The sequence below is a fragment of the Pseudomonas sp. S2_C11 genome (assembly GCF_054668395.1).
In genome coordinates this window covers 5,148,796-5,160,481 of record NZ_CP162765.1, presented here as the reverse complement: position 1 = coordinate 5,160,481, position 11,686 = coordinate 5,148,796, and the positions used below count along the sequence as shown (strand labels likewise).

The following is an 11,686-nucleotide window of genomic DNA, read 5'->3' as shown; positions in this document are numbered from 1 at the left end:
GCGCGCCGGGTCTGCTCAGGACTCGGCGCTCAGCAGCATGAACAACACCATTGCTGCTGCCGGCACGCCGAATACCGCGCTGCCAAGCGCTATTTCCGTACCCAGCGGCCGCCCGCATGAACTACGCCGACTGCGCCATTGATCAGGGTCATCGCAAGCCATAGCGCTGCGAAGCGGTAGGCCATGGTCTGGCGGCTGAAGCCAATGGGGTCGCCGATGTAAAGCATCAGTGCGAGCAGGACCAGGCCGGAGAAAGTGATGATGGTGATGTGCATGGCAGTTTTCGCCTGGTGAATGGGTGTTGCCTGATTGGCCGCCTTCGCGAGCAGGCTCGCTCCCACAATGGATCTCGGCTGGACATGAATTTCATGTTCACAGGAGAAGTCTGTGGGAGCGAGCCTGCTCGCGAAGGGGCCAACTCGGTGTCACTTTGAGCATGGCCAATCCAGCGAGGCTGAAGCGCAGGAAAAAATGTGAAACGTTTCAGCAATTGGTCGAACCGGAGGTCGGCGTCGCGCCGCTTGGGCGTATGCTGGACGGGTTGTTCAGGACTGGATATGAAGGCCGGACGTTGCGGCAGAACTTGGGGCTGGTTCGACCTGCAAATCGCTTTGCATGATTGATGGGGCTTTTGTGGCGAGGGGATTCATCCCCGTTCGGCTGCGAAGCAGTCGTAAAACCAGCGCATTCGGTACACCAGATTCACCGAGGTTTCAGGTTTTGGGGCGGCTTCGCCACCCATCGGGGATAAATCCCCTCGCCACAAAGGTGTCCGGTTTCTGATGACTAAAAGACAGACAAGAGAGGATTCGATGACTTACACCGCTGCCGAAAACCGCTACGACTCCATTCCTTACCGCCGCGTCGGTCGCAGCGGTCTGGTGCTGCCGGCCTTGTCGTTGGGCCTGTGGCACAACTTTGGCGACAGCACGCCGATCGAGACCCAGCGTGCCTTGCTGCGCACCGCGTTCGATCTGGGCATCAATCATTTCGATCTGGCCAACAACTACGGCCCGCCATACGGCAGCGCCGAGATCAATTTCGGTCGCCTGCTGCGCGAAGACTTCAAGCAGTATCGCGACGAGCTGATCATCTCCAGCAAGGCCGGTTGGGACATGTGGCCCGGCCCGTATGGTCAGGGCGGCGGTTCGCGCAAATACGTGCTGGCCAGCCTCGACCAGAGCCTGCAACGCCTCGGTCTGGACTATGTGGACATCTTCTATTCGCACCGCTTCGACCCGGACACCCCGCTGGAAGAAACCGCCAGCGCCCTCGCCACCGCTGTGCAGCAGGGCAAGGCGCTGTACATCGGTATCTCGTCCTATTCCGGGGTGAAAACCCGCGAGATGGCCGGGCTGCTGAAAGAGTGGAAAGTGCCGCTGCTGATTCATCAGCCGGCGTACAACCTGCTCAATCGTTGGGTGGAAAAGGATCTGCTCGACACCACCGATGAACTCGGCACGGGCGTCATCGCGTTCACGCCGCTGGCGCAGGGCTTGCTCACCGACAAATACCTCAACGGCGTGCCGGCCGATGCGCGAGTCAATCGCCCGGGCGGCGGCTCGCTGCAGGCTTCGCACTTGTCCGAGGCCAACATCGCTCACGTGCGAGCGTTGAACGAGATCGCCCAGCGTCGCGGCCAGAGCCTGGCGCAACTGGCACTGGCGTGGACCCTGCGTGATCCACGAGTGACCTCGGCACTGATCGGCGCGAGCCGGCCGGAGCAGATCATCGAGAACGTCGGGGCGCTGAAGAATCTGCATTTCAGTGCTGAAGAGCTGGCGGAGATTGACCGGTTTGCCCAGGAGGGCGGGATCAATCTTTGGGAGAAGCCTTCGACGGCGGAGTGAGCCACCCTCACCCCAGCCCTCTCCCAGAGGGAGAGGGAGCCGACCGAGGTGTCTTGCGTCTTACATCGACCTGAAATACCGAGTCGATTATGGATTCAGCAAAGTACGTTCAGGTCGGCGTACTTCTACAGCATCCCCAATCAGTCCCCTCTCCCCTCCGGGAGGGGTTAGGGTGAGGGGCTTTTGCCTTTAAAAGGGCTCAGCGAAAAAACGGCACATCCCCCAACACCGTCGCCCGCTGCATCACCCGCCGCGCCGGGCGGTAATCATCCACCGCGTAATGCTGCGTCACGCGGTTGTCCCAGAAGGCGATGTCGTCCTTCTGCCAGCGCCAGCGAATGGTGAATTCCGGCCGTGTCGCGTGGGCGAACAGAAACTTCAGAATCGCCTCGCTCTCGGTTTCCGACAATTCGTTGATCTTTGAGGTAAATCCTTCATTGACGAATAGCGAGCGCCGCCCGCTCACTGGGTGGGTGCGAATCACCGGGTGCGACAGCGGCGGATTCTTGCGCCGCGCTTCTTCCCACTGCGCCAGCGCCTCAGGCGTGTTGCCGTAGCGCTCGAGCGGAAACGATCGGGTGAAATCGTGGGTCGCTGTCAGCCCTTCGAGCAGGGTTTTCATCGGCACCGACAGCGCTTCATATGCCGCGATTCCGCTGGCCCACAACGTGTCGCCACCGAACTCCGGCAGCAACTTGGCGCTGAGCACTGCGCCCATCGCGGGCGTTGGCAGGAAGGTCACGTCGGTGTGCCAGATCGCGTTATCGCGCACGTCGGTGACGGCGGTGTCGAGGATCAGCACTTCCGGTTGTTCCGGCACGTTCGGGTAGATCGGGTGAATGTGCAGGTCGCCGAAATAATGCGCGAAGCGTGCCTGCTGTGCCGGCTCGATCGGCTGGTTGCGGAAGAACAACACCTGATATTTGAGCAACGCCTGTTCGATGGCGTCGCGGTGTTCCAGGCTCAGCGGCTGGCTGATGTCGACGCCACTGATCTGCGCGCCGAGGGCCGAGCTTAACGGGGTGATGTTGAGGGTGCTCATGGTCTTTCTCTTCAATTCGGTGAAACCACCCTTTGTAGGAGCTGCCGAAGGCTGCGATCTTTTGATCTTGTTTTGGTCAAAACCAAAGTCAAAGATCGCAGCCTTCGGCAGCTCCTACAGGTGTGATTCAAAAATGCTTCAGTGCGCCTGGCCGTGCCATGGCACCAGTCTGCGCTGCAATGCGCGCAGGCCCATTTCCATGGCGAAGGCGATCAGGGCGATGACCAGAATTCCCAGCACCACGACATCGGTGACCAGGAATTGCGCGGCCGACTGCACCATGAAACCCAAGCCGCTGGTGGCAGCAATCAGTTCGGCCGCAACCAGGGTCGACCAGCCAACCCCCAGGCCAATGCGCACGCCGGTGAGAATGTCCGGCAGAGCGCTGGGCAGAATCACATGGCGAATCAACTGCACGCGCGTTGCGCCCAACGACTGCGCCGCGCGCAGTTTTGCTGGATCAACCGTGCGCACACCCGTCGCGGTGGCAATCGCAATCGGCGCAAAAATCGCCAAGTAGATCAGCAGCACTTTCGACAACTCGCCAATGCCGCACCAGATCACGATCAGCGGCAGATACGCCAGCGGCGGGATCGGGCGGTAGAACTCGATCAGTGGATCGAGCACACCGCGAGCGATGCGGTTGGCGCCAATGGCAATGCCCACCGGCACGGCGGTCAGAATGGCAAAAACCAGACCAAGGCCGATGCGGCTCAGGCTCGCGCCCAGGTGCTGCCATAACGTCGAATCCATGTACCCCGAGGTCGCCAGCAACCAGCCCTTTTGCAGCACGGCAGAGGGTGGCGGCAGGAACAGCGGTTCGATCAGGCCGGTCGCGGTCACCGCCCACCAGATCGCCAGCAGGCCGAACAGGGTCAGCAGGCTGATCCAGCGAGTGCTGAGGCACCGGCGCACCGGGATGCTCACCGAAGGTGTTTTCACCGCCGCAGCGGAAACGTCGTAACTGCTCATGCGCGCTCCTGCCGGGGTACGGCGCTGCGTTGCGAGAAGACTTTGCTCAGCACGTGCTCGCGGGTTTCGATAAAACGCGGATCGGACTTGATCGCGCGGGCCGACTCGCCAGCGGCATAACGCTGACCAAAATCCAATTGCAGGCGCTCGACGATCTGCCCCGGATTCGGTGCCAGCAGAATCAGGTCCGTGGCGAGGAACACCGCTTCTTCAATGTCGTGGGTAATCAGGAAAACCGGTTTGGCAGTGCGCTGCCAGACTTGCAGCAACAGCTCCTGCATCTGCTCGCGAGTGAACGCATCAAGCGCACCGAACGGCTCATCCATCAGCAGCACGCGCGGATCGGCGGCGAGGGCGCGGGCGAGGCCGACGCGTTGTTTCTGGCCACCGGACAATTGCCAGATGCGCCGGTCTTCGAAGCCGGCAAGATCGACCAGCGCGAGCATTTCACGGGCGATTTTTTCCCGCTTGTCCTTGCCGACACCGGCCAGTTCGAGGCCGAAGGCGACGTTGGCCAGTACGTCCTGCCAAGGCAATAAAGCGTCGTCCTGAAACACCACGCCACGTTCGGCGCTCGGGCCTTTGACCGGCACGCCGTCAAGGGTGATGCGCCCGGCACTCGGCTCGACGAAGCCGGCAATCAGGTTCAACAGCGAAGTCTTGCCACTGCCGGACGGGCCGAGGGCGACCAGCAATTGCTGCGGCCCCAGGGTCAGAGAAATATCCGCCAGCACCGGCTCCGGGCTGCCCGGGTACTGTGCGCTGATGCGCTCCAGCTGTAGCAAGGCCATCGCTGTATCTCCCGATCAGTTGGTGATGTATTTGGCGCTGACGTAAGGCGCGTAGTCCGGCAGCACGGCTTCGACCTTGCCTTGCTCCTTGAGGAACGCGGCGGTGTCGGTGATGGCTTTGGTGGTCGGCGCGCCGAGGTCACTGACCTGATCTGCCGCCAGCGGGTAGACGTTGCCCTGCAACAGCAATGGAATGTCGCTGGCCTTGGCGCCGGAGAGTTTGACCAGTTTGTCGACGTTGCTCTGGTTGGCCAGCCAGGCCTGCGGATCCTTGCGGTAAGCGGCGTAGGCGTCGAGGGTGACCTTGGCGAACGCGGTGACGATTTCCGGGTGCTTTTCGGCGAAGTCTTTGCGCACGATCCACGCGTCGAAGGTCGGCGCGCCGAACTTGGCCAGTTCGCCGGAAGTGATCAGCACTTTGCCGTTCTCCTTGGCGACGCCCAGTGCCGGATCCCACACGTAAGTGGCGTCGATGTCGCCGCGTTTCCATGCGGCGATGATGGCTGGCGGCGCGAGGTTGAGCACGGTGACTTTCGACGGGTCGATGTTCCAATGCTTCAGCGCGGCGAGCAGGCTGTAGTGCCCGGTGGACACAAACGGCACGGCGATTTTCTTGCCGATCAGATCCTGCGGAGTCTTGATGCCGGAACCGTCGCGCGCGACCAGTGCTTCAGCGGCGCCGATCTGCGTGGCAATCAGGAAGGTTTCGACCGGCACTTTGCGCGTGATCGCAGCGGTCAACGGGCTCGAACCGAGATAGCCGATCTGCACATCGCCGGAAGCGATGGCGGCAATGATGTCGGCACCGTTATCGAATTTGCGCCAACTGATATCGGCCTTGGTGGCTTTCTCGTAGGCGCCGTCGGCCTGAGCGACCTTGGCCGGGTCGACGGTAGTCTGGTAGGCGACGGTGAGATCGGCCGCCTGGGCCAGGAAGCTTGCAGCGGCCAGCGAGGCGGCGGCGAGCAGGCGAAGCGGGAAATTCAGTTTCAATTGAGAGCTCCAGATCAGGCGACCGAATGTCGGCGTGAATGGAGACTAAATGATCTAAGAATCGATAAATAAATAACTTTTTCGAATGAGCATATGAGCGGAAAAATCTAAGGATAGGAGAGGGTGTGGGGATTTCGGATGATTCGTTCGACGTCAGAACTTTGCCCCCTCACCCCAGCCCTCTCCCCCAAGGGGGCGAGGGGGAAAGGGAGCTGATCTTCATGCTTTTCAAGGCCTGAGTTCGGCCCGGTATTTCAGGTCGGTGTAGCTCGCAAGAACAACGCGGTCAGTCCCCTCTCCCTTTGGGAGAGGGTTAGGGTGAGGGGCTTTTAATTGCTGATGGCGAGGATGCTCGCCTGATACGCGCCGACAAACACATCGAAATCGCCAACCTCGTTCTGCTCAAGCTCGGTCTGCTGTGCCAGCGACGCGCGCGCCAGCTCTTCAAACTTCGCTTGCTCGTCAGCCGCCAACGGCTCGCTGCGGAAGAACTCGGCGTGGGTCTGGCTCTGGCGCAGGGAGAACTGCGCAAAGCTTTCCTTGTGCTCGGCCATGGCCGCCAGCACCTGCGCCGATGGGGTCAGGGACGGGTCGTTGACCTTGGCCAGTTGCGCATCCAGGGCCTTGCTGTGGGCATCGCCGCCGACGCTCTGGTCGAGCATCGCCGCCAGCGGAGCAATCTGTTCCAGCAGTTCGGCCGCCCATTGCTTCATCTCGACCGGTTGACCGTCACGCTGCAATTGCAGGCCCGGACGGCGACCTTCCTTGACCACGCTGAGGAAGTTCGAGGTGGCGTTGCCGCACGAAGTGTTGGTCAGCAGCGGGCTGTCGTTCAGCGCGCAGTACAGCAGGAAGGCGTCGATGAAGCGCGATTCGGTGAGGTCGATGCCCATCGGCAGGAACGGGTTGATGTCCAGGCAGCGCACTTCGACGTACTGGATGCCGCGCGCCATCAGCGCCTGGATCGGCCGCTCGCCGGTGTAGGTCACGCGTTTCGGGCGGATGTTGGAGTAGTACTCGTTTTCGATCTGCAGGATGTTGGTGTTGAGCTGCACCCACTCGCCATCCTTGTGCGTGCCGACTTCCACGTATGGCGCGTAGGGCGTGGCCACGGCTTCGCGCAGGCTGTCGGTGTAGCTCGCCAGGTCGTTGTAGCACGGTGTCAGGCCGGCCTGGGCATTGCTCTGATAACCGAGATCGCTCATGCGCAGGCTGGTGGCGTACGGCAGATACAGCGTGTCCGGATCGAGCTGCTCGAGCTGATGCGAACGCCCGCGCAGGAAGCCGGCGTCCAGCGCCGGCGAGGCACCGAACAGGTACATCAGCAGCCAGCTGTAGCGACGGAAGTTGCGAATCAACGCGATGTAGGAAACCGATTGGAAATCGCGATCGGTGCCGACGAAACCTTCGGCCTCGCGCAGCAATGGCCAGAGCTGTTCCGGCAGGGAAAAGTTGTAGTGAATCCCGGCAATGCATTGCATGGTCTTGCCGTAGCGCAGGGCCAGGCCCTTGCGATAAACGTACTTGAGCTGACCGATGTTGGAGGTGCCGTAATAGGCGATCGGAATATCTTCCTCGGCCGGCAACGGGCACGGCATCGATGGACTCCACAGGTACTCGTTGCCGAGTTTGCTGTAGGCAAAACGATGAATCTTGTCCAGGCTCGCCAGCGTGTCGGCAGGATCCGGCAGGGCAGGCGTAATGAATTCCAGCAGCGACTCGGAGTAGTCGGTGGTGATCTGTTCGTTGGTCAGCGCGGAACCCAGGGCTTCGGGGTGCGGCGTTTGCGCCAGGCGACCTTCACTGGTCACGCGCAGGCATTCACGTTCGATACCGTGCAGGCACTGCTTGAGCAGAGAGAGGTTAGCGCGCTCGCCGAGCAGAGCCAGGCGGCGGTTGAGAAGTTCGCTCAATTTGGATTCCTTCACGCGTCAGTCGCCCCAATATGGGGGTGGGCAAGACGGTCTACAAGGGTGAAGTTGAAACTGGCGTTATCGCCTGGTTTTCTAGCCTGTCAGCCGCACACATGAACCCGTAGGAGCTGCCGAAGGCTGCGATCTTTTGATCTTGCTGTTGAAAAACAAAATCAAAAGATCGCAGCCTTCGGCAGCTCCCACAGGATTCGTTGCGCCGAAATTAACTCAAAATGATGAGCAACATCTACAGGACAGCGAAGGTGCCTTGCGCTTTTGCGACCAGTTTGTCGCCCTGCACCACCTCGGCTTCGACCACCAGCGTGCGCCGGCCCGGGTGGATCACCCGCGCCGTGCACAGCACCTCGCCGTCGGAAACGGCGCGGATGTAGTTGATCTTGCATTCGATGGTCGCACTCTGCTGATCGAAGCCATGGCTGCTGGAACAAGCCAGGCCCATGGCGATGTCGACCAGACTGAACAGCGCGCCGCCGTGCAGTTTGCCGCCGCGGTTGCGCAGTTCGGGCTCAAGCGCCAGGGCGACTTGCGCCACCCCGGTTTCGAGACTGTGCAGGCGACAGCCCAACAGCTTGAAAAACGCGCTCTCGACGAGCCCGGCCGGCATTTCCATCAGCGTTTCTTCAACTGCTTGGCGTTGGCGAACAGCGAGGCCATCGCATTGTTCACCGGCGCGGCGGTGGTGGTTTCCTTGCGCGGCGCGTTGCCCGAAGACTGGCGCGGTGCCGAGCCCGGACGCGAGCCACGGGCGCCATCGATTTTCTCGCCGGGAGTGTCGCTCATGCGCATCGACAGACCGACGCGTTTGCGCGGGATATCGACTTCCATGACCTTCACTTTCACCACGTCACCGGCCTTGACCGCTTCGCGCGGGTCCTTGATGAACTTCTCCGACAGCGCCGAGATGTGCACCAGACCATCCTGATGCACGCCGATGTCGACGAATGCACCAAACGCCGTCACGTTGGTCACCACGCCTTCAAGGATCATCCCCAGTTGCAGATCCTTGAGGTCTTCGACGCCTTCCTGGAATTCGGCAGTCTTGAACTCCGGACGTGGGTCGCGACCGGGTTTTTCCAGTTCTTGCAGGATGTCGGTGACAGTCGGCAGACCGAAGGTTTCGTCGGTGAATTTCTTCGGGTCCAGACGCTTGAGGAACGCGGCATCGCCGATCAGCGAGCGAATGTCGCGGTCGGTTTCAGCGGCAATGCGCTGCACCAGTGGATAGGCTTCCGGGTGCACCGCCGACGAATCCAGCGGGTTGTCGCCGTTCATCACGCGCAAGAAACCGGCGGCCTGTTCGAAGGTTTTCTCGCCCAGTCGCGCGACTTTCTTCAGCGCTGCACGGGTCTTGAACGCGCCGTGTTCGTCACGGTGAGCAACGATGTTCTGCGCCAGCGTCGCATTGAGGCCGGAAATCCGTGCCAGCAAGGCCACGGAGGCGGTGTTCACATCCACGCCCACGGCGTTCACGCAGTCCTCGACCACGGCGTCCAGACCGCGCGCCAGTTTCAGCTGCGAGACGTCGTGCTGGTACTGGCCGACGCCAATGGATTTCGGATCGATTTTCACCAGCTCGGCCAACGGATCCTGCAGGCGACGGGCGATCGACACGGCGCCACGGATCGACACATCGAGGTCCGGGAATTCCTTGGCCGCCAGTTCCGACGCCGAGTACACCGAGGCGCCGGCTTCGGAAACCATGACCTTGGTCATTTTCATCGCTGGATATTTTTTGATCAGCTCGATCGCCAGCTTGTCGGTCTCGCGGCTGGCAGTGCCGTTGCCGATGGCGATCAGGTCCACCGAATGCTTGGCGCATAGCGCGGCGAGGATGGCGATGGTCTGATCCCATTTGTTGTGCGGCACGTGCGGGTAAACCGTGGCGTGGTCGAGCAGCTTGCCGGTCGAATCGACCACGGCCACCTTGCAGCCGGTACGCAGGCCCGGGTCGAGGCCCAGCGTCGCGCGCGGGCCTGCCGGAGCGGCCAACAGCAGGTCGTGCAGGTTGTGCGCGAAAACGTTGATCGCTTCGGTTTCGGCGCCATCGCGCAACTCGCCGAGCAGGTCGGTTTCCAGGTGGGTGTAGAGCTTGACCTTCCAGGTCCAGCGCACCACTTCACCGAGCCATTTGTCCGCCGGGCGGTTCTGGTTCTGGATGCCGAACTGCTGAGCGATCATGCCTTCGCACGGGTGCATCGTGCCGGGCAGCTCATCGCCGACTTTCAGCGCGGAGCTGAGAATGCCTTCGTTGCGGCCACGGAAAATCGCCAGGGCACGGTGCGATGGCATGCTTTTCAGCGGCTCGTCGTGTTCGAAGTAATCACGGAACTTGGCGCCTTCCTCTTCCTTGCCGGCGATGACGCGGGCACTGAGGATCGCTTCCTGTTTGAGGAAATTACGCAGCTTTTCCAACAGGCTGGCGTCTTCTGCGAAGCGCTCCATGAGGATGTACTTGGCGCCTTCCAGCGCAGCCTTGACGTCGGCCACACCTTTTTCGGCATCGACGAAGCGTGCGGCTTCGGTTTCCGGCGACAGGTTCGGGTCGTTGAACAAGCCGTCGGCCAGTTCGCCGAGGCCGGCTTCGAGGGCGATCTGGCCCTTGGTGCGGCGCTTCTGCTTGTACGGCAGGTACAAGTCTTCGAGACGGGTTTTGGTGTCGGCGAGCTTGATGTCGCGTTCCAGGGCAGGGGTGAGCTTGCCTTGCTCTTCGATGCTGGCGAGGATGCTGATGCGCCGTTCGTCGAGTTCTCGCAGGTAGCGCAGGCGCTCTTCCAGATGACGCAACTGGGTGTCATCGAGGCTGCCGGTGACTTCTTTCCGGTAACGGGCGATGAAGGGGACGGTAGAACCTTCATCGAGTAGCGCGACGGCCGCTTCGACCTGTTGTGGGCGTACGCCGAGTTCCTCGGCGATGCGGCTGTTGATGCTGTCCATAAAACCACCTGACATAGTATGAAAGCAGGCTCGCAGGCACGCAGATAATGGCCTGGAGGCTGATTGAGCGGCTGGAAAATTGCCGCTGCCTGGATCAAGAAGCTGCCCATTGACCCGTGAAATCGAACAGTTACTGCACAGGGCCGGAAAAAATACCGGCCACTTACGGTAACGATTCAGACGTTGCCTGGCGCAAAACGCCGCGCATTATAACCAGCGTTCTGTCATTCGGGGGCGTTGCAGGCTGTAGGCATAAACCCCGGTTTTCTGGCAGTGAAGGAAAAATCTGCTAACAATGCGCACGGTGCGTATAACGACAGCTACGCCATAATGCGCGCCGAGCTAAAAGGAGCATCCAATGAGCAGCACTGCACAAACGGCTGAAGGCGAAAAAATTCTTATCGTTGATGACGATCCGGGGCTGAGCAGCCTGCTGGAGCGTTTCTTCGTCAGCAAGGGCTACCGTGCCCGTACCGTTCCGAACACTGAGCAGATGGACCGTCTGCTGGCGCGTGAAGTGTTCAATCTGGTCGTTCTCGACCTGATGCTGCCGGGCGAAGACGGCCTGACCGCGTGCCGCCGTCTGCGCAGCGCGAACAACCAGATTCCGATCATCATGCTCACCGCCAAGGGCGATGAGCTGAGCCGTATCAAGGGCCTTGAACTGGGCGCCGACGATTACCTGGCCAAGCCGTTCAACCCGGACGAGCTGATGGCTCGGGTCAAAGCGGTATTGCGCCGTCAGGCCGCACCGGTGCCGGGCGCGCCAGGCAGTGAAGACGAAAACGTCACCTTCGGTGATTACGTGTTGTCGCTGGCGACCCGCGAGCTCAAGCGTGGCGATGAAGTGCACATGCTCACCACCGGTGAGTTCGCGGTACTCAAGGCGCTGGTGATGAACGCGCGTCAGCCGCTGACCCGCGACAAGCTGATGAACCTCGCCCGTGGCCGTGAATGGGATGCGCTGGAGCGCTCCATCGACGTGCAGATCTCGCGTCTGCGCCGCATGATCGAACCCGATCCGTCGAAACCGCGCTACATCCAGACCGTCTGGGGCGTGGGTTACGTGTTCGTACCGGATGGCACCGCCACCAAGTGATCGGTGATTTGTAGGAGCGGGTCTGCAAGGCTCTGGTCGCACGGCCATTGCCACAGACTCGCAATCCGCAA

The 11,686-nt window shown here is 61.1% G+C and carries 9 protein-coding genes and 1 pseudogene; 2 read left to right on the top strand and 8 right to left on the bottom strand.

What is annotated here, in order from left to right:
• Nucleotides 1-15: 15 nt before the first annotated feature.
• Nucleotides 16-275 (bottom strand): annotated as a pseudogene (locus AB4N48_RS23230) (hypothetical protein).
• A gap of 537 nt (nucleotides 276-812) precedes the next feature.
• On the opposite strand from AB4N48_RS23230, the gene mgrA reads away from it, so the two are divergent.
• Nucleotides 813-1,850, top strand: a complete 1,038-nt coding sequence (mgrA, locus tag AB4N48_RS23225) for an L-glyceraldehyde 3-phosphate reductase (RefSeq protein WP_460094380.1) — start codon at nucleotides 813-815, stop codon at nucleotides 1,848-1,850.
• Nucleotides 1,851-2,049: 199 nt separating this feature from the next.
• Here mgrA and tauD read toward each other — a convergent pair whose 3' ends face one another.
• The 7 genes from tauD to AB4N48_RS23190 all read right to left on the bottom strand — a co-directional run bounded on the left by tauD (nucleotide 2,050) and on the right by AB4N48_RS23190 (nucleotide 10,516).
• Nucleotides 2,050-2,892: a taurine dioxygenase gene (tauD, locus tag AB4N48_RS23220; RefSeq protein WP_252868607.1), complete on the bottom strand. Its 843-nt coding sequence runs from the start codon at nucleotides 2,890-2,892 to the stop codon at nucleotides 2,050-2,052.
• Between the two features lie 138 nt (nucleotides 2,893-3,030).
• Entirely contained in the window at nucleotides 3,031-3,864 is an 834-nt protein-coding gene (gene tauC / locus AB4N48_RS23215; RefSeq protein ID WP_252868608.1) for a taurine ABC transporter permease TauC, read from the bottom strand.
• Nucleotides 3,861-4,655 carry a taurine ABC transporter ATP-binding subunit gene (gene tauB / locus AB4N48_RS23210; RefSeq protein WP_041477476.1) on the bottom strand — a complete coding sequence of 265 codons (795 nt, stop codon included), beginning with the start codon at nucleotides 4,653-4,655 and terminating at the stop codon, nucleotides 3,861-3,863. Before tauB ends, tauC begins: the two co-directional genes overlap by 4 nt.
• Nucleotides 4,656-4,670: 15 nt before the next feature.
• On the bottom strand, nucleotides 4,671-5,648 hold the full coding sequence (gene tauA, locus AB4N48_RS23205) for a taurine ABC transporter substrate-binding protein (RefSeq protein WP_024011179.1): 978 nt from the start codon (nucleotides 5,646-5,648) through the stop codon (nucleotides 4,671-4,673).
• 329 nt (nucleotides 5,649-5,977) lie between these two features.
• Nucleotides 5,978-7,561, bottom strand: coding sequence for a glutamate--cysteine ligase (gene gshA, locus AB4N48_RS23200; RefSeq protein WP_041477477.1), 1,584 nt, complete (start codon nucleotides 7,559-7,561; stop codon nucleotides 5,978-5,980).
• Nucleotides 7,562-7,808: 247 nt separating this feature from the next.
• A complete protein-coding gene (locus AB4N48_RS23195) occupies nucleotides 7,809-8,192 on the bottom strand; it encodes a PaaI family thioesterase (RefSeq protein ID WP_052392141.1) in 384 nt (127 codons plus the stop codon).
• Nucleotides 8,192-10,516, bottom strand: coding sequence for a Tex family protein (locus tag AB4N48_RS23190; protein ID WP_305381979.1), 2,325 nt, complete (start codon nucleotides 10,514-10,516; stop codon nucleotides 8,192-8,194). The genes AB4N48_RS23195 and AB4N48_RS23190 overlap by 1 nt, the downstream gene beginning before the upstream one ends.
• A 358-nt stretch (nucleotides 10,517-10,874) precedes the next feature.
• Between AB4N48_RS23190 and ompR the strand changes: the two genes are divergently transcribed.
• The gene (gene ompR / locus AB4N48_RS23185) at nucleotides 10,875-11,615 is read left to right on the top strand and encodes an osmolarity response regulator transcription factor OmpR (protein ID WP_016772186.1); all 741 of its coding nucleotides are present in this window, start codon (nucleotides 10,875-10,877) and stop codon (nucleotides 11,613-11,615) included.
• Nucleotides 11,616-11,686 lie beyond the last annotated feature (71 nt).

Coding starts and splice junctions, on each gene's coding strand:
- AB4N48_RS23195 (WP_052392141.1), bottom strand. CDS start 8,192: ATGGAAATGCCGGCCGGGCTCGTCGAGAGCGCGTTTTTCAAGCTGTTG.
- tauC (WP_252868608.1), bottom strand. CDS start 3,864: ATGAGCAGTTACGACGTTTCCGCTGCGGCGGTGAAAACACCTTCGGTG.
- tauB (WP_041477476.1), bottom strand. CDS start 4,655: ATGGCCTTGCTACAGCTGGAGCGCATCAGCGCACAGTACCCGGGCAGC.
- tauD (WP_252868607.1), bottom strand. CDS start 2,892: ATGAGCACCCTCAACATCACCCCGTTAAGCTCGGCCCTCGGCGCGCAG.
- AB4N48_RS23190 (WP_305381979.1), bottom strand. CDS start 10,516: ATGGACAGCATCAACAGCCGCATCGCCGAGGAACTCGGCGTACGCCCA.
- mgrA (WP_460094380.1), top strand. CDS start 813: ATGACTTACACCGCTGCCGAAAACCGCTACGACTCCATTCCTTACCGC.
- ompR (WP_016772186.1), top strand. CDS start 10,875: ATGAGCAGCACTGCACAAACGGCTGAAGGCGAAAAAATTCTTATCGTT.